Source organism: Micromonospora sp. NPDC049004 (genome assembly GCF_040649315.1).
Classification (GTDB): domain Bacteria; phylum Actinomycetota; class Actinomycetes; order Mycobacteriales; family Micromonosporaceae; genus Micromonospora.
The window spans coordinates 42997-60710 of record NZ_JBEZFG010000018.1 but is presented as its reverse complement, the minus strand read 5'-3'; the positions used below and the strand labels follow the sequence as shown (position 1 = coordinate 60710).

Annotated in this window: 15 protein-coding genes and 1 tRNA gene; 10 read left to right on the top strand and 6 right to left on the bottom strand. The window is 70.7% G+C overall.

The features are described 5' to 3' along the window. Positions 1-343 precede the first annotated feature (343 nt). The gene (locus tag AB0B97_RS32060; RefSeq protein ID WP_357499012.1) at positions 344-1432 is read left to right on the top strand and encodes a sulfite exporter TauE/SafE family protein; all 1089 of its coding nucleotides are present in this window, start codon (positions 344-346) and stop codon (positions 1430-1432) included. 290 nt (positions 1433-1722) lie between these two features. Here the strand turns inward: AB0B97_RS32060 and AB0B97_RS32055 are convergent, their stop codons facing one another. Next, a complete protein-coding gene (locus tag AB0B97_RS32055; protein WP_357499010.1) occupies positions 1723-3162 on the bottom strand; it encodes a pyridoxal-dependent decarboxylase in 1440 nt (479 codons plus the stop codon). 239 nt (positions 3163-3401) lie between these two features. On the opposite strand from AB0B97_RS32055, the gene AB0B97_RS32050 reads away from it, so the two are divergent. Continuing rightward, positions 3402-5672: a cellulose binding domain-containing protein gene (locus AB0B97_RS32050; protein WP_357499008.1), complete on the top strand. Its 2271-nt coding sequence runs from the start codon at positions 3402-3404 to the stop codon at positions 5670-5672. 193 nt (positions 5673-5865) lie between these two features. Here the strand turns inward: AB0B97_RS32050 and AB0B97_RS32045 are convergent, their stop codons facing one another. Both AB0B97_RS32045 and AB0B97_RS32040 read right to left on the bottom strand, forming a co-directional pair. After that, a complete protein-coding gene (locus AB0B97_RS32045) occupies positions 5866-6876 on the bottom strand; it encodes an LLM class flavin-dependent oxidoreductase (RefSeq protein ID WP_308195370.1) in 1011 nt (336 codons plus the stop codon). 45 nt (positions 6877-6921) lie between these two features. Further along, on the bottom strand, positions 6922-7401 hold the full coding sequence (locus AB0B97_RS32040) for an Lrp/AsnC family transcriptional regulator (RefSeq protein WP_234584546.1): 480 nt from the start codon (positions 7399-7401) through the stop codon (positions 6922-6924). A gap of 83 nt (positions 7402-7484) precedes the next feature. Here AB0B97_RS32040 and AB0B97_RS32035 point away from each other — a divergent pair, with 83 nt between their 5' ends. Then, positions 7485-8663, top strand: a complete 1179-nt coding sequence (locus AB0B97_RS32035; protein ID WP_357499005.1) for an aminotransferase class I/II-fold pyridoxal phosphate-dependent enzyme — start codon at positions 7485-7487, stop codon at positions 8661-8663. Here the strand turns inward: AB0B97_RS32035 and AB0B97_RS32030 are convergent, their stop codons facing one another. The 3 genes from AB0B97_RS32030 to AB0B97_RS32020 form a co-directional block, all read right to left on the bottom strand. Next, on the bottom strand, positions 8664-9314 hold the full coding sequence (locus tag AB0B97_RS32030) for an epimerase (RefSeq protein WP_357499003.1): 651 nt from the start codon (positions 9312-9314) through the stop codon (positions 8664-8666). A gap of 205 nt (positions 9315-9519) precedes the next feature. Then, positions 9520-9942, bottom strand: coding sequence for a hypothetical protein (locus AB0B97_RS32025; protein WP_357499001.1), 423 nt, complete (start codon positions 9940-9942; stop codon positions 9520-9522). Between the two features lie 356 nt (positions 9943-10298). After that, positions 10299-10375: transfer RNA gene (locus AB0B97_RS32020), tRNA-Leu, on the bottom strand. 105 nt (positions 10376-10480) lie between these two features. On the opposite strand from AB0B97_RS32020, the gene AB0B97_RS32015 reads away from it, so the two are divergent. The 7 genes from AB0B97_RS32015 to AB0B97_RS31985 all read left to right on the top strand — a co-directional run bounded on the left by AB0B97_RS32015 (position 10481) and on the right by AB0B97_RS31985 (position 17703). Next, positions 10481-11104 carry a response regulator gene (locus AB0B97_RS32015; protein WP_234584542.1) on the top strand — a complete coding sequence of 208 codons (624 nt, stop codon included), beginning with the start codon at positions 10481-10483 and terminating at the stop codon, positions 11102-11104. 58 nt (positions 11105-11162) lie between these two features. Next, entirely contained in the window at positions 11163-12347 is a 1185-nt protein-coding gene (locus AB0B97_RS32010; RefSeq protein ID WP_357498999.1) for a hypothetical protein, read from the top strand. A 366-nt stretch (positions 12348-12713) separates the two neighbouring features. Beyond that, on the top strand, positions 12714-13865 hold the full coding sequence (locus AB0B97_RS32005; protein WP_357498997.1) for a branched-chain amino acid ABC transporter substrate-binding protein: 1152 nt from the start codon (positions 12714-12716) through the stop codon (positions 13863-13865). 66 nt (positions 13866-13931) lie between these two features. Further along, positions 13932-14915 (top strand): branched-chain amino acid ABC transporter permease, encoded by a 984-nt coding sequence (locus AB0B97_RS32000; protein ID WP_357498995.1) that lies wholly within the window; start codon positions 13932-13934, stop codon positions 14913-14915. Beyond that, positions 14912-16069: a branched-chain amino acid ABC transporter permease gene (locus tag AB0B97_RS31995; RefSeq protein ID WP_357498993.1), complete on the top strand. Its 1158-nt coding sequence runs from the start codon at positions 14912-14914 to the stop codon at positions 16067-16069. Before AB0B97_RS32000 ends, AB0B97_RS31995 begins: the two co-directional genes overlap by 4 nt. Positions 16070-16097: 28 nt before the next feature. After that, on the top strand, positions 16098-17003 hold the full coding sequence (locus AB0B97_RS31990) for an ABC transporter ATP-binding protein (protein WP_234584558.1): 906 nt from the start codon (positions 16098-16100) through the stop codon (positions 17001-17003). Beyond that, the gene (locus AB0B97_RS31985; RefSeq protein WP_234584537.1) at positions 16990-17703 is read left to right on the top strand and encodes an ABC transporter ATP-binding protein; all 714 of its coding nucleotides are present in this window, start codon (positions 16990-16992) and stop codon (positions 17701-17703) included. The genes AB0B97_RS31990 and AB0B97_RS31985 overlap by 14 nt, the downstream gene beginning before the upstream one ends. The last annotated feature ends 11 nt before the right edge of the window (positions 17704-17714 follow it).

Below are 17714 nucleotides of genomic sequence, written 5' to 3'. Positions count from 1 at the left end.
CTCAACGACCGCCCCCGCATGACCCTCGGCTGGGCCACCCCCGGTGAGAAAATGGCCCAGCTACTCGGTGTTGCAACCACCGGTTGAGCCCGCCCTGCTAACGGAAACTGTCCAAGATCTCGCCGTGGTGGTGCGTGCGCGGTCGCTGCGCCCGGCGCGGGGGCGCGTCCGGGCGGTTGGTCTGCGGGGATGCGTGGCAGTGCCGGGGTACGTCGCCCGCTGGTCCGGCCGGGCTGCGCCGCGCGGTGGCGTCCCATCCCCCGGTCGGGGGCTTGACCCGTGCTGTCCCGTGGCGCATTGTCGACCAAGTCGATAGGAGATACCGAAAAGTCAGGGGGCGCTCGTGCGCAAGCTACTGGTCCTCGCTCTGGTCGGGCTCGTCGCGCAGTTGATCGATGGTTCGCTCGGTATGGCGTACGGGTTGACCTCGTCCACGTTGCTGCTGGTCGTCGGGGTCGCTCCCGCCGCCGCCTCGGCGTCGGTGCACCTGGCCGAGATCGGCACCACGCTCGCGGCCGGGGTCGCGCACTGGCGGTTCGGCAACGTCGACTGGCGGGTGGTGACCCGCATCGCCCTGCCGGGCGCGATCGGCGCGTTCGCCGGCGCCACCCTGCTCAGCTCGATCTCCACCGAGTCGGCCGCACCGTGGATGGCCGCCATCCTCTTCACCCTCGGCGCGTACCTGCTGGTGCGCTTCGCCCGACCGCTGCGAACCGGCCGGGCCGGCGGGCGGCTGCGCGGCCGCTTCCTCGGCCCCCTGGGCCTGGTCGCCGGCTTCGTCGATGCGACAGGCGGCGGCGGGTGGGGTCCGGTCGCCACCCCGGCGCTGCTGGTCTCCGGTCGCATGGAGCCCCGCAAGGTGATCGGCTCGGTCGACACCGCCGAGTTCGTCGTGGCCGGCGCCGCGAGCGTCGGGTTCCTGATCGGGCTGGGCACGGAGGGGTTCCTGCTCCCCACCGTCGTGGCCCTGCTGATCGGCGGGCTGATCGCCGCCCCGCTGGCCGCCTGGCTGGTGCGCATCGTGCCCGCCCAACTGCTGGGCGCGGCGGTCGGTGGCGTGATCGTGCTGAGCAACGCCCGCACCCTGATCCGGTCCGCCGGGCTGGACGGCCCGCTCCGCCCCACCCTGTACGCCCTGCTGGCCGTCGGTTGGCTGACCGCGCTCGTCTTCGCCGTGCGTGCCCTGCGCCGCACCCGCCGAGCCCGCGCCACCGTCGCGACCGCGACCGCCGCCACCCCCGCGACCGTCACTACCACCGTCGCGACCGGGACCGCCGCAACCGCCACTACCACCGCCGCCGGAGCGTCGGCGGTTTCTCAGCCGGCTCCGTTTCGGCCGGGTGCTGTCGTTTCGGGCGTCGCAGTAGTCGGTGCTGTCGGCGACGGCACGCCGGCCGGTCTCACCGTCGTCGGAACGCCAGCCCCGCGCTGATCCGGCTGCCGGATCGGAGCGGCCCCGCCCTGACCCGCGCCGCCACGCCGGCCGGGTTGCGGCTTTCCTGCCGGTGTCATGGCGGGAGATCGACTGCGGATCGCCGATCTGGCGGTGTCCCCGCGCCGTTATGCCGCCACATCGGCGACCTGGAGTTGACCAACGGCGCCCGCGCAGTCAGCGGCCTGCCGGACCGGCAGGGACGCTCGCGCGGTCAGCCGGGACGCGCGCGGTAAGCCGGGACGCGCGCGGTAAGCCGGGACGCGCGCGGTCAGCCGGCGCTTGCGCGGTCAGGGCGTCAGCAGCTTGTCCGCCGCCTCGGCGAGGAGCGTCCACGCCTCGTCGACGTGCGCCTCGACGGTCTGCGGTGCCCCGACGGCCAGCCGCAGCGTGTACCGGCCGGCCACGCGGGTGTGGGTCAGGTGGACGCGTCCGGTGCCGTTGACCTGGGCCAGCAGCTCGGCGTTGGTGTCGTCGTCGGCGCGCAGCCGGAAGCAGACCAGCGAGAACGGGTGCGCCGCGGCCAGCTCGAACCGGTCGTCGGCGCGGACCCGGTCGGCGAACCGGGCGGCCAGCGCCACGCCGGAGCGGATGTGCGCCCGTAGCCCCTCGGCGCCGTACCAGCGCAGCACGAACCACAGCTTCAGGGCCCGGAAGCGGCGGCCCAGGGGCACCTGCCAGTCCCGGTAGTCGATCACCGCCCCGGACTCGGAGGCGGCGTTGCGCAGGAACTCCGGGAGCACGGTCAGCGCTTCGATCAGCTCGGCGCGGTCGGCCACCCAGAACGCGTCGCAGTCGAAGCCGGTGAGCAGCCACTTGTGCGGGTCGAAACAGTAGGAGTCGGCGTACTCCAGGCCGGCGTGTGACCAGCGCAGCTCGGGGCAGACGGCGGCGGCGCCCGCGTACGCCGCGTCGACGTGCAGCCAGATCCCGTACTCGGCGCAGATCGCCCCGATCTCGGGCAGTGGATCGACGGCGGTCGTGGAGGTGGTGCCGATGGTGGCGACGACGATGGCGGGTACGTCCCCGGCGGCCAGGTCCGCCTCGATCGCGGCCCGCAGCGCGGCGGGGCGCAGCGCCTGGGTGTCCGGGTCCACGTCGATCGGCCGGATCCCGTCGCCGCCCAACCCGGCGATCCGTACGGCCTTCTCGATTGAGGAGTGCCCGTGCACTGAGGTGTACGCGCGGTAGCGCCGGTCGATGCCGGTGACGCGCCAGCGACCCGCGCTGGCGCGGTGCAGGGCGGCGAGGGTGGCCACCAGGGTCGCCGAGGAGGCCGAGTCCTGGATGACGCCGCCGCCGGCGCCGCTCGACCGGAAGCGCTGCGGCAGGTCGAGCAGTTGGGCCAGCCAGTCCATCATGACCGTCTCCAGCTCGGTGCAGGCCGGGCTGCTGGCCCAGAGCATGCCCTGCACGCCGAGCCCGGAGCTGACCAGGTCGCCGAGCAGGCTCGGGCCGGACGTGTTCGCGGGGAAGTAGCCGAAGAAACCTGGGTGCTGCCAGTGGGTCAGGCCCGGTAGGACTATCGCGTCCAGATCGGCGAGGACCGCTTCGACCGGCTCGCCGCCGGTGGTGGGTGGCGCGCTCGGCAGGGCCTCGGCGACCGTTCCGGGTGGGTCGGCCGGGGCGACCGGCCGCTGGTGCAGCGTCGTCCAGTAGTCGGCGATCCAGTCGACGACGGCGTGGCCGGCGCGGCGGAACTCGTCCGGGTCCATGTGTGGGGCGCTCACCCGGACGAGTTGATCAGGCCAGCGGGGGAGGGTCAAGAGCCGCATGGCGTGACGGTCGTCGATATTGCGGAGCGGAAAGCGCTTGCCCTACGATGCGGCTGAGCCGGATCCGCGAGTTCCAGGGCGTTTCACCCCGACCAGATCGCCGTTCGCCGTCACGGCGGCGGGCCGTTCACCGTGCTTCCCGGGCAGGGCAGGTGGACCACAGCGGTCATCACCGGATCCTCCGGAGGCAGTTCATGCACCCGTTACGACAACGGTTCATCCTGCTGGCCGCGTCGACGGCCGCCGCCGTCGTGGCCGGCACCGTCGGCACTGTCGTCGCCTCGGCCGCCGCCGTCGGCTGTCGCGTCGACTACCAGGTCAGCAACCAGTGGCAGGGCGGTTTCGGCGCCAGCGTCACCATCACCAACCTCGGCGAGGAGGTCAACGGCTGGGCCCTCACCTGGTCGTACGCCGCCGGGCAGCAGGTCACCCAGGCGTGGAGCGCCACCGTCACCCAGTCCGGCGCCCAGGTGACCGCGCGCAACGTCGACTACAACGGTGCCCTCGCCACCAACGGCACCGCCTCGTTCGGGTTCAACGCCTCGTGGACGAGCAGCAACCCGGCGCCGACCAGCTTCGCGCTCAACGGCGTCACCTGCACCGGGGCGCCGGCCACCGACGGCCCGACCACCCCGCCACCGACCACCCCACCGCCCACCACGCCACCTCCGACCACGCCGCCCCCGACGACGCCGCCACCCACCACGCCTCCGGCCGGGGCGAAGCAGATGGAGAACCTGGACCGAGGGTTGATCAGCGTCCGCTCCGGTAGCGGCAACCTGGTGTCCTGGCGGCTGCTCGGCACCGAGACCTCCGGCGTGGCGTTCAACCTCTACCGGGGCTCGACAAGGGTCAACGCCAACCCGATCACCGGCGCCACCAACTACCTCGACAGTGGCGCGGCGGCCGGGTCGGCGTACACCGTGCGGGCAGTGGTGGGCGGCGCGGAGCAGGCGGCGTCCGCGCCCGCCCTGCAGTTCGCCAACGGCTACCTGGACGTGCCGTTGCAGGTGCCGGCCGGGGGCACCACCCCCAGCGGGGAGAGCTACACCTACAGCGCCAACGACGCCTCGGTCGGTGACCTCAACGGTGACGGCACCTACGAGATCGTGCTCAAGTGGGATCCGTCGAACGCCAAGGACAACTCGCAGTCCGGCTACACCGGCAACGTCTACGTCGACGCGTACACCCTGACCGGCACCCGGTTGTGGCGGATCGACCTGGGCCGCAACATCCGCGCCGGAGCCCACTACACCCAGTTCCAGGTGTACGACTACGACGGTGACGGTCGCGCCGAGGTGGCCATGAAGACCGCCGACGGCACCCGCTCCGGCACCGGTCAGCTCATCGGCTCGTCGTCTGCGGACTATCGAAACTCCAGCGGTTACGTGCTCTCCGGCCCGGAGTACCTGACCATGTTCAACGGCCAGACCGGCGCGATCGCATCCACGGTCAACTACGACCCGCCGCGCGGCACCGTGTCGTCCTGGGGCGACTCGTACGGCAACCGGGTGGACCGGTTCCTCGCCGGCACCGCCTACCTGGACGGGCAGCGTCCCTCGCTGATCATGGCCCGGGGTTACTACACCCGGGCGGTCATCGCGGCGTGGGACTTCCGCAACGGCACGCTGACCAAGCGTTGGACGTTCGACTCGAACTCGTCCGGCAACGGCACCGCCGCCGGCCAGGGCAACCACCAGCTCTCGGTGGCCGACGTCGACGCCGACGGCCGTCAGGAGATCGTCTACGGCGCCGCCACGATCGACGACAACGGTCGGTTGCTCTACTCGACGGGCAACGGGCACGGCGACGCCCTGCACGTCGGGGACCTCGACCCGGGCCGCGCCGGCCTGGAGGTGTTCAAGGTCGACGAGGACGGGAGCAAGCCCAGCTCCTGGTTCGCGGACGCCCGTACCGGTCAGATCCTGTGGTCCACGCCGGCCTCGGGTGACAACGGCCGGGGCGTCTCGGCGGACATCTGGGCGGGCAGCCCCGGCGCCGAGTCGTGGTCCTCGGCCGTCTCCGGCCTGGCCAACACCCGGGGTCAGAACGTGGGCCGCAAGCCGTCGTCAGCCAACTTCCTCGCCTGGTGGGACGGCGACCCGGTCCGCGAGCTGCTGGACGGTACGAAGATCGACAAGTACGGCACCAGCGGCGAAACCCGGCTGCTCACCGGCGACCAGGTGGCGTCCAACAACGGCACCAAGTCCACGCCGGCGCTCTCGGGGGACATCCTCGGCGACTGGCGCGAGGAGGTGATCTGGCGGACCACCGACAGCCGGGCGCTGCGCATCTACAGCACGCCCACGCCGACCAGCACCCGGATCCACACCCTGATGCACGACCCGCAGTACCGGGTGGCGATCGCGTGGCAGAACACCGCCTACAACCAGCCGCCACACCCGGGGTTCTTCATCGGCGATCAGATGGCCAGCCCGCCGACCCCGAACATCTACCTACGTTGATCTGGCGGTCCTGATCGGGTTCGCCTAAGGTGGCAGGCACCGGGCCGCAGCCGCGGAATCCGCACAGCTGCAGCCCGGTGCTCCACACCGCGGCATTCCCGACCCGTCCCGACCGGGAATGCCGTACCACCACCGGCACCAACATTAGGCACCGTCCGGGTCGCGGGGGTGACGCTGACGTGAAGATCGTGTTTCACGCGTCCCGGCGCAGACCCCCCGCCACCTGCTCGGCGATCAATTCGTACGACCGCACCCGGTCCGCGACGTCGTAGACCAGGGTGGTGAGCATCAGCTCGTCCGCGTCGGTGCGCTCCTGCAACTCGGTCAACTGCCGGCGCACCGTCTCCGGCGAGCCCAGCGCCTGACCGTCGCGCCGCTGCAGCACGAACTCCCGCTCGAACTCGGTGTACGGGTAGGCCGCCGCCTCGTCGGGCGTCGACAGCGGCTCCGGTCGACCGGAGCGCAGCTTCAGGAACGACAGCGCGCTCGGCCCGGCCAGCCACTCGGCCCGCTCGTCGGTCTCGGCGCAGACCGCGTTGACGGCCACCATCGCGTACGGCTTGTCCAGCCACTGCGACGGCCGGAAGTTCTGCCGGTACAGCGCCAGCGCCGGCAGGGTGTTCGCCGAGCTGAAGTGGTGCGCGAAGGAGAACGGCAGGCCCAGCAGGCCGGCGAGTTGGGCGCTGAAGCCGCTGGAGCCGAGCAGCCAGACGGCCGGCTGCTCACCCCGACCCGGGGTGGCGATGATCTGCCCCGGCTTCTCCCCGCTGAAGTAGTTCATCAGGTCCGTCAGCTCACGCGGGAAACCCTCCGCGGACAGGCCCTCCATGGTGCGCCGCAACGCCAGCGCGGTCACCTGGTCGGTACCCGGGGCCCGGCCGATGCCCAGGTCGATCCGACCGGGGTGCAGCGCCTCCAGGGTGCCGAACTGCTCGGCCACCACCAGCGGCGCGTGGTTGGGCAGCATCACCCCGCCCGAACCGAGGCGGATCGTCGACGTGTTCGCCGCCAGGTGCGCCAGCAGGACCGCCGGCGCGGAGCTGGCGATCGCCGGCATGTTGTGGTGCTCGGCCACCCAGAACCGGTGGTAGCCCAGCTCCTCGGTGCGCCGGGCCAGCTCGGTGGTGGCCTGCAGGGCCGCGCCGGCGGTGGTCCCGCGAGCGACCGGGGCAAGATCAAGAACAGACAACGGTACGGTGATCACACGCAGTGCCAACTCCCTGGCCTGCCCGTTCATTCCGACCGTCGCTCAGCCCATCCCGCGGGCCTGCTCGAAGATCAGGCTGGTCTGCGTGTGCTGCACCGCCGGGTCGACCGCGAGATGGTCCAGCACGAAGTCCCGCAGCGCGTCACCTGACGCCGCCCGCACGTGCAGCACGTAATCCTCCGCGCCGGCCACGTGGAACACCGACACCACCCCGGGCAGGCGCACCGACCGGGCCCGGAACGCGTCCACCGCGGCCCGCTCGTGCGCGGTCAACCGCACCGACACCAACGCCTGCAACGGCAGACCCAGCGCGGCCGGATCCACCTCCGCGTGAAAGCCCCGGATCGCCCCGCGCTCGCGCAACGCCCGGGTGCGCGTCAGGCACGTCGACGGCGCCACCCCCACCCGTTCGGCGAGCGCGTTGTTCGGCAAGCGGCCGTCCGCCGCCAGCTCGGCGAGGATCGCGCGGTCCACCTCGTCCAGGGCCGGATACGGCCGCACTTCGTTCGGCTCAGGGGGCACCCGAGCATCCTCCACCGAATCTCCCGACAAAGCCAGCCCTCTGCGCAGAATCATTCACCAAACCATTGCCCAATCGGCTCCGGATGTTCGACGCTACCGCCATGACGACGGTGGACACCCGGGCCGTACACGCCGGCCGCGACGACCTGCGCACGCTCGGCGTGCACGTGCCTCCGATCGACCTCTCCACCACCAACCCACTGCCCTCGGTCGACGACGGCGGCAACGCCTACGAACAACTCGCCACCGGCGGCACCCTCCCCGCCGACGGCAGCGCCGTCTACCAGCGGCTCTGGAACCCCACCGTCGCCCGCTTCGAAACCGCCCTCGCCGAACTGGAGGGCACCGCCCAGGCCGTCGCCTTCGCCAGCGGCATGGCCGCCCTCACCGCCACCCTGCTCGCCGCCACCCGCGACGGCCACCGCCACATCGTCGCCGTCCGGCCCCTCTACGGCGGCACCGACCACGTCCTCGCCACCGGCCTGCTCGGCACCACCGTCACCTGGGCCCACCCCGACCAGGTCGCCGCCGCCATCCGCCCCGACACCGCGCTGGTAGTCATCGAGACGCCCGCCAATCCCACCCTCGACCTCGTCGACATCGCCGCGCTCGCCACCGCCGCCGGCGACGTACCCCTGCTCGTCGACAACACCGTCGCCACCCCCGTGCTCCAACAACCCGCCCGGCACGGCGCCGCCCTCGTCCTGCACAGCGCCACCAAGAGCATCGGCGGACACGGCGACGTCCTCGCCGGCGTCGTCGCCTGCGACGCCGACTGGGCCGTCCGGCTGCGCCAAGTCCGCGCCGTCACCGGCGCGATCCTGCACCCCCTCGGCGGCTACCTCCTGCACCGCGGCCTGCAGACCCTGCCGCTGCGGGTCCGCGCCCAACAGGCCACCGCCGAGAAACTCGCCGGCTGGCTCGCCGACCACCAGGCCGTACACCGGGTGCACCACCCCTCGGTGTACGACCCGGCGGCGCTGGTCGGCCGGCAGATGGCCGGCCCCGGCAGCCTGCTCGCCTTCGAGGTACGCGGCGGAGCGCCCGCCGCCGCCACCGTCGCCGCCGCCTGCCGACTGATCACCCACGCCGTGTCCCTCGGCGGCGTGGACACCCTCATCCAGCACCCCGCCTCGCTCACCCACCGGCCCGTCGAGGGCGACGCGAAGCCGGACGGCGCGCTGCTGCGTCTCTCCGTCGGCCTGGAGGACCCCGACGACCTGCGCACCGACCTCGCCCAGGCGCTCGACACGATCGCCTGATCAGCGCAGTTCGCGGTTGCCCAGCACCCGGGTCGGTGAGCCCTCCCGAGCCACCCGCAGCATCGCCCGACCGATCCCGTCCGTCGTGGTGACCTGGTTGGGGAACAACCGGCGCAGCATCGGGACCAGCGGACTGGTCGCCGCGTAGAGCACCCGGTACCACCGCGTCTTCGACACCGCCCCGTACGTCGGCTGGATGAAGCCCGGCCGCGCCGCATACCCGTTGGGCAGCAGGTCGACGATCGCGTTCTCGGTGCGACCCTTGACCCGCGCCCACATCACCCGGCCCTGCCCGGTCGAGTCGGTGCCGACGCCGGAGACGTAGATGAACGTGACCTGAGGGCTCACCTCGGCGAACAGCCGCGCCGCAGCCATCGGAAAGTCGTAGCTGATCCGGGTGTACGCCGCCTCGTCCAGACCCAGCGACGAGACGCCCAGGCAATAGAAGCAGGCGTCAACGCCGGTCAGCTCCGCGCGGACCGTCTCCAGGTCGCCCACGTCGGGAACGGTCAGCTCCCGCAGCTTCGGATCCTGCCCGCCGGTCGGCCGGCGGCCGACGGTGAGCACCTCGCGCACGTCCTCGGCGAGCAGGCACTCCCGCAGCACACCCTGGCCCACCATCCCGGTAGCACCGAAAACCACCACCCGCATCAGAACCCGCCCTCCGTCGTCGACACCCGCCCAGGCTCCCACGCACGACACAATCGGCCCCTTCACCGGCCCCTCGGCCGGCCCCTTCACCGGCCCCCTTCTGCTGCCGGGGCCGGGGGCCGGGGGCCGGGGGCCGGGGGCCGGGGGCCGGGGGCCGGGGGCCGGGGGGCGGGGGGTGAGGCGGGGCGGCCTCATGGGGCGGGAGTTAGGACTTGGGGCCGACGTGGCGGTCGAGGGTGGCGACCGCGTCTCGCCGCGCCACCGAGAGGGAGTTGCGGCGGTTCATCCGCCAGGCGACGCCGAGCAGGTCGAGGCTCCACTGGCAGAGCCCCATGATGTCGGTCGACTCGTTGGTGAACATGTAGCGCGGATAGACGTACTCCTTGCCCCGCACGGTCACTCGGTTGGCGAACCGGCAGCCGTCCGAGTGGAACAGACCGCGCACGAAGTCGCCAGGTTGGCTCTCGACGAGCGACAGTTGCCAGTCGGCCAGGACGATCGGTCGCTCGTGCTTCTTGCCGGGGCCGTGCTGCGGAAACAGACACGGCCAGTGCGTGCCGTAACTCTGCACGCTGACGCAGCCGGCCTGGTGAACGCGCTGCACCTTCGCGGCCAGCACGTGCCGCATAGCGGTGTCGCAGGCCTCGATCAGCCCCGGCCAGGTATCGCTGCAAGAGATCCGGAGTACCGGAACCCGGGCGGACGTAACCAGGTGTCCATCGCCCAGGTAGAGGCCGAGCAGGTAAAGATACGCAGCGGGATCTGTCTGAATACCGACGTCCGGCCGGCAGCGAAAGCAGCGTGCCGCCGTGCCATGCTCGCTCGGCGCCGCACCTTTACACCAGCCTCGGACTGTCGGGTAGGGGAGCCTGAGGCGTCGGGCGACCTCGGCCACGGTGCTGCCGGACAGGTGCTGTTGCCTGGCTCGTAGGCGTAGCTCGGGTGGGTGCACAGCTGGATTTTGGAACAGCCGTACGACAAGTTTGGTGCCCCCGGTGGGATTCGAACCCACACTGTCGGAGGTTTGAGCTCCGCTTCTCTGCCAGTTGGAATACGGGGACGCTTGGCCGAATGCTCTGGTGGCCTTCCATAGGTTACCTACTACGCTGAGGGCGGTGACACCCGGCTGGGCGGGTGTCGAGTTCGAACTGGTGGGGGTAGGGCTGGTGGCTGAGATGCCGACGGATGCCGAGCGTAGGCGCGTGCTGATCGCCGAGGACGAGGCGCTGATCCGGCTGGACCTCGCCGAGATGCTCGTCGAAGAGGGCTACGAGGTGGTGGGGGAGGCCGGCGACGGCGAGACCGCCGTGCGCCTCGCCGAGGAGCTGAAGCCCGACCTCGTCATCCTCGACATCAAGATGCCGATCATGGATGGGCTGGCCGCCGCCGAACGGATCGCCGGCGCCCGGATCGCCCCGGTGATCATCCTGACCGCGTTCAGCCAGCGGGACCTGGTGGAGCGGGCGCGGGCGGCGGGCGCGATGGCGTACCTGGTGAAGCCCTTCCAGAAGAGTGACCTGGTCCCGGCGGTGGAGATCGCGCTGTCGCGCTACTCGGAGGTCGCGGCCCTGGAGGCCGAGGTCGCGAGCCTTACCGACCGCCTGGAGATCCGCAAGACGGTGGAGCGCGCCAAGGGCGCGCTGATGACGACGTACGGGATGACCGAGCCGCAGGCGTTCAAGTGGATCCAGCGCACGGCGATGGACCACCGGATGACCATGAAGGAGGTCGCCGAGCGGATCCTCGCGGAGACCGCCGGCGGCGAGGTGGCGCAGCAGCCGACCGTCTGAGCGCGTCTGCCCTGCTCGGGGGTCACCGCGCGCGCCGGGCGGTGGTTAGCATCGACGGGTGTCCGTCCGACGGGTGATCGCGCTGTTCGGCCTCTTCGCGCTGCTGCTCGCCGGCTGTGACGGGCCGGCCGCGCCGACAGGTGAACCCTCCGCTGCCGCCGCGCCCGCGCTGCGGCCGGCGTGGCAGGCGTTGACGCTGCCGGCGCCGCCGGGTGGCGCGGGCCGGCTGTTGCTGCGCGACGTGGCGGCGTGCGCGGGCCGGTGGTTCCTGGTCGGCGGTGTCGCAGACGCTGCTGGCGGCACGCGCCCGGCGGCCTGGACCAGCGTGGACGGTACGACGTGGACGGTCCTGCCGGTGCGGGCGGATTCGTTCTACGGCAAGCAGAACGTGCTGTCGTCGGTGGCGTGTCGCGACGGCCGGGCTGCCGTGATCGGCGCGAAGGTCGGCGGGGCGCACGGCTATCCGCGGGTGAGCACGTGGCGGCAGGTGGCCGACGGCGCGCTGGTCGAGGTCCAGGCGTCGTTCGAGACGTACGGCGGGCCGAAGGCGGTGAACGTGTCCCGCCTGGCGGCGGGTCCGGCGGGCTGGTTGATCGTGGGCAACCGTTCGGCGGGTGCGGCCTCGTGGGTGTCGTCGCCGGAGGCGGCGGAGTTCGCGCTGGTGGAGGGCGCACCAGGGCTGGCGAGTGACAGCACGGGGGTGACCTGGGCGTTCGACGCCGCGGCGACGTCGTCGGGTTGGCTGGCCGTGGGTGGTCTGCTGCCGTCCGGCCGGATCGACCGGGACCCGGCGGTGTGGTCGTCGCCGGACGGGCGGTCGTGGCAGCGCACGGTGTTGCCGGGTGGCCCGGAGTACGAGGAGTTGCAGCGCGTCGTGCTGGCCGGCGGGGTGCCGGTGGCGGTCGGGCTGCGGGGGGCGACGTTCGGCGCGTGGCGTCAGGAGGCGGCGGGCTGGGTGGCGGCGGGTGCGTTCGGGCGGCGGTCCACGTCGGGGGTGCCTCAGGTGGCGTCGCTGGTGGCCTCCGGTGACCGGCTGTTCGCCGCGGTGACGGACGGCGGGCGTTACTCGGCTTGGGTGTCGACGGATCGCGGTGGGTCGTGGCGGGAGGCCGCGATGCCGCTCGATGTGGCGGCGGGTGCCGACCGGGATGTCGCGCTGGTCGCGGTGGGTGACCGGTGGTGGCTGGCGGTGGACGACGGTTCGCGGTCCGGGCTGTGGTGGGCGCCCGGGTCGGGCGACTGAGGGGTACGGCCCGGTGGTCCCGTGGCCCGGCGGCTCCGGTTGTCGGATTGTTTGCGCAGGTCAGTCTGTCCTTTCGTGGGGTCCGCCGAATCGGGTGGGTGTCCGGGCGCTCCGACCGCCCGTGGGCTTAAGGACCGATCGACGGATTCACCTGTTACGGGCATCGACAGGATTGCCCACGTCTTCGTAACGGTTTCGCAGACCCCCCGTTCAGGCCTTCCGGGACGGTATGCGGTGTCGGTACGCTCCGCCATCACGAGCCGTTACGCAGGGGGCGTCCCTGCGGGGTGGGTGGATCTGCGGTCCGCGTGCTGTCGCCGTCACTACGGGTCAGGCGCGTCCGCATCTGGAGGAGGTCAGGAAGCCGTGAGGCGAAGCTATGTACGGGCGCTGGGCACCGTTGCGCTCGCCGCGACCCTGGTGGTCGCGGCTGGTTGCCAGGATTCCGGTGGCGGCGACGGTGGGACCGCGTCCGGTGACTGCGGTGGCAAGATCGCGATCTTCGGCGCGTTCACCGGTGACAACGCGGGTCTGGTGATCCCGTCGCTCAACGGCGCGAAGCTCGCCGTGAAGCAGTTCAACGAGGCGAACCCGAACTGCAAGGTCACCATGCAGGAGTTCGACACCCAGGGCGACCCGGCCGTGGCGACCCCGTTCGCGAACCAGATCGCGGGTGACAACTCGTACCTCGGTGTCATCGGTGGTCACTTCTCCGGTGAGTCGGACGCCACGATGCCGATCTACCAGGCCGCCGGCCTGGCGATGGTGGCCCCGTCGGCAACGCGCACCGACCTGACCCAGAAGGGCAACACGTCCTTCTTCCGGGTCGTCGGCAACGACGGCACGCAGGCCGGCGCGGTGGCGAGCTACCTGAAGGCGCAGAACGCCGCGAAGGTCTTCATGGTCGACGACGCCAGCGCGTACGGTGCCGGCATCACCGACGAGCTGGGCAAGCAGCTCGGCCCGCTGGTGGTCAACAAGGACAAGATCCAGGAGCGGCAGGCGCAGTTCGACGCCACCATCTCCAAGATCAAGGCCGCGCAGGCGGACTACGTCTTCTACGGTGGCTACACCCGTGAGGCCGCCCCGCTGGTGAAGCAGATGCGCGCGGCAGGCATCAAGGCCAAGTTCGTCGGCCCGGACGGTCTGTACGACCCGGCCTTCCCGAAGGGCGCCTCCGGCGGCGCCGAGGGCGCGATCATCACCTGCCCGTGCCTCCCGGCCGACAAGGCCGGCGGCACCTTCTCCGCCGACTACCAGAAGGAGTTTGGCATCGCGCCGGGCTCCTACGGTGCTGAGGGCTTCGACGCCGCCAAGATCTACCTGGACGCCTTCAAGGACGGCAAGAAGACCCGGGCCGACATCCTGGCGTACGTGAAGTCGTACGACAAGCAGGGTGTGTCGAAGTACATCAAGTTCGACTCCAAGGGCGACGTCGACCCGTCGAAGGTCGTCATCTGGGCCTACCAGATCAAGGGCGAGGCCATCGAGCCGCTGCAGGAGCTCAAGCTCAGCTGACGCCATGGCGATGGAGTGCGGCCGGGGTGTCTCACCCCGGCCGCACTCGATTCAAGGAGACCCCCGGTGCATTTCGATGAACTGATCGGTCATCTCGGCCAGCACACGGTCGATGGCCTTTCCAAGGGCGCCATCTACGCCCTGATCGCCCTTGGCTACACACTCGTCTATGGCGTCCTTCGTCTGATCAACTTCGCGCACTCCGAGGTCTTCATGGTCGGCACCTTCGCGGTGCTGATCCTCTGGAACCAGCTCGGTGTGGAAAATAACCCCCCTGTCGGCCAGGCGATCCTGTTCCTGGTGCTCGGCCTCATCGTCGCCGCGGTCGCCTCGGGCGGTACGGCTCTGGCGCTCGAACGGGTCGCGTACCGGCCGTTGCGGCGCAAGAACGCGCCGCCGCTGATCTTCCTGATCACCGCGATCGGTCTGTCGCTGGTGTTCGTGGAGCTCTTCGGGCAGGTGCTGCCCAAGCTGCTGGGTGGCGTGCTGCCGGACGTGTTCGGTCGGCCCCGGCAGATCGTCGGAATGCCGACGATCATCAAGCAGGAGACCCTGTTCAACATCGGCAACACGGCGATCACCAACATCCAGGTGATCGTGTTCATCTCGGCCGTGGTGATGATGGCGCTGCTCGACTGGTTCATCAACCGCACCCGGTACGGCCGGGGCGTGCGCGCGGTGGCCCAGAACCCGGAGACGGCCGCGCTGATGGGCGTCAACCAGGAGCGCGTCATCATGCTGATCTTCGTGCTGGGCGGCATCATGGCCGGCGCGGCCGCGCTGCTGTGGAGCATGCGGTTCGGCTTCACCCAGAACAGCATCGGCTTCGTGCTCGGCCTGAAGGCGTTCACCGCCGCGGTCCTGGGCGGCATCGGTAACCTGCGCGGCGCGCTGCTGGGTGGCCTCTTCCTCGGCATCGTCGAGGTCTACGGCGCCACGCTCTTCGCGTCCAACTGGGAGGACGTCATCGCCTTCGTGGTGCTGATCGTGGTGCTGATGTTCCGGCCGACCGGTCTGTTGGGCGAGTCGCTCGGGAGGGCCCGCGCATGATCAACAAGATCCGCTCCGCAGATCAGCGTCGGGTGACGCTGCTGACCGGCATCGGCGACCGTTGGCGGGCGCTCACCAAGTGGCAGCAGGCCCTCGGGCTGGCCGCCTTCGTGGCGATCCTCTACTACCTGCCGCTCCTTGGCATTCCGGGCCTGACCTGGCTGCGGACCGACTCGATCAAGGGCGGCAACAACTGGGCGGGCGTGCTCTTCGTCTGCGCCATCTACGTGCTGGTCGCGATCGGCCTGAACGTGGTGGTCGGCCTCGCCGGCCTGCTCGACCTGGGCTACATCGGCTTCTTCGCCATCGGCGCGTACAGCGTGGCGTTGTTCGGTTCGGTGAACTCCCCGGTGGTGAAGTGGATCCAGAAGGAGTTCGACCTCCCGCCGACGTGGGCGGTCACCTGGGCGATCTGCCTGTTCATCGCGATCGTGCTGACCATGATCTCCGGGGTGTTGCTGGGCTGGCCGACGCTGCGGCTGCGCGGTGACTACCTGGCCATCGTGACGCTGGGCTTCGGCGAGATCATCCGGATCGTGGCCCGCAACGCCACCGGTCTGACCAACGGCCCGGTGGGCATCTCGGCCATCCCGGGCCCCGAGGGTGCGCCGTCGCCGGACAACAAGGTCTTCGGCCTGATCGACGCGAAGCCCTGGTACTGGTTGGCGATCACGTTCGTACTGATCATGGTGTTCCTGGTTCGCCGGCTGGAGCACAGCCGGGTCGGCCGGGCGTGGCTGGCGGTGCGCGAGGACGAGGACGCCGCCGCGGTGATGGGCGTCTACCCGTTCAAGTTCAAGCTCTGGGCGTTCGCCATCGGCGCGGCGCTCGGCGGCCTGTCGGGCTTCCTCTTCGGCAGCCGGAACGCGTTCATCGACCCGACCCAGTTCAACGCGAACCTGTCCATCCTCTTCGTCGCGATGGTGGTGGTCGGTGGCTCCGGCAACATGATCGGCGTCTCGCTCGGCGCGGTGCTGCTGGCGTACCTGCCGGAGCGGTTCCGCGATTTCGCCGACTACCGGTGGCTGGTCTTCGGCCTGGCCATGGTGCTGGTGATGATCCTGCGTCCGCAGGGTCTGGTGCCCAGCCGGCGGCGTGCCCGCGAGCTCAAGGATCGCGCGGCGGAGGCAGAGGAGGTGCCCGCTCGTGTCTGACCAGTCCACCAGCGCCGTGACGCCGAAGATCCCGACTCAGCCGGGGCCTCGGCAGGTGCTTCTCGAAGTCGACGACGTCACGCTCCGCTTCGGCGGCGTGGTCGCCCTCGACAAGATCAATTTCCAGATCTACGAGGGCGAGATTCTCGGCCTCATCGGGCCCAACGGCGCCGGCAAGACCACCAGCTTCAACGTGATGACCGGGGTCTACAAGCCGACGTCCGGCGCGGTCCGGTTCCGGGGTCAGAAGGTGACCGGCCGCAAGCCGCACCAGATCAGCCAGTTGGGCATCTCCCGGACGTTCCAGAACATCCGTCTCTTCCCGGAGATGACGGCACTGGAGAACGTCATGGTCGGCACGGACTCCCGACACAAGACAAGTGTGCCGGGGGCGCTGTTCCGGCTCTACCGGGTGCGACCCAAGCCGGAGGAGCTGCCGCAGGTCACCGCCGCGTCCGGGATCGTCCGGACCTGGCAGCAGGTGCGCCTGTCGGCCGCGAAGATCTTCGGCCTGTCCCGGCACATCCTGGAGGAGCGGGCGGCGGAGGCCAAGGCGCTCGAGTTGCTGCGCTTCGTCGGGATCGCCGACCGGGCCAACGACGAGGCGCGCAACCTGCCGTACGGGTACCAGCGCCGGTTGGAGATCGCCCGCGCGCTGGCCACCGAGCCGAAGCTGATCTGCCTGGACGAGCCGGCCGCCGGCTTCAACCCGGCGGAGAAGGAGGAGCTCCTCACCCTGATCCGCAAGATCCGTGACATGGGCCTGACCGTCCTGCTCATCGAGCACGACATGCGGCTGGTCATGGGTGTCACCGACCGGATCGTGGTGCTGGAGTTCGGCCGCAAGATCGCCGAGGGTGCGCCCGCGGAGGTCAGCCGCGATCCGAAGGTGATCGCCGCGTACCTGGGGGAGCCCGCCGATGACGCTGCTTGAGCTCGAGGACGTCGCCGTCGCGTACGGCCGGATCGAGGCGTTGCACGGGATCAGCCTCACCGTCAACGAGGGTGAGGTGGTGGCCCTGATCGGCGCGAACGGCGCCGGTAAGACCACCACGATGCGTGCCATCTCCGGGACCAGGTCGCTCAGCGCCGGGAAGATCACGTTCAACGGTGAGGACATCAGCAAGCTCCGGGCCGACCTGCGGGTGGTGCGGGGGTTGTGTCAGTCGCCCGAAGGGCGGCAGATCTTCCCCGGCATGACGGTCATGGAGAACCTGGACATGGGGGCGTACACCCGGCGGGACTCCGCCGGCATCGCCGCCGACCTGGAGCGGGTGCTGACCCTCTTCCCGCGGCTGGCCGAGCGGCGCAAGCAGGCCGGCGGCACCCTCTCCGGCGGCGAGCAGCAGATGCTCGCGGTCGGTCGGGCGCTGATGAGCCGGCCGAAGCTGCTGTTGCTCGACGAGCCGTCGATGGGTCTGGCTCCGCTGGTGATCCGGCAGATCTTCGACATCATCACCGAGATCAACCAGCAGGGCACCACCATCCTGCTGGTCGAGCAGAACGCCCAGCAGGCGCTCTCCCGGGCGCACCGCGGGTACGTGCTGGAGACCGGTCGGATCGTGAAGGAGGGGTCCGGCCAGGACCTGCTGCACGACCCGTCGGTCAAGGAGGCGTACCTCGGCGTGGCCTGAGCCACCGCATC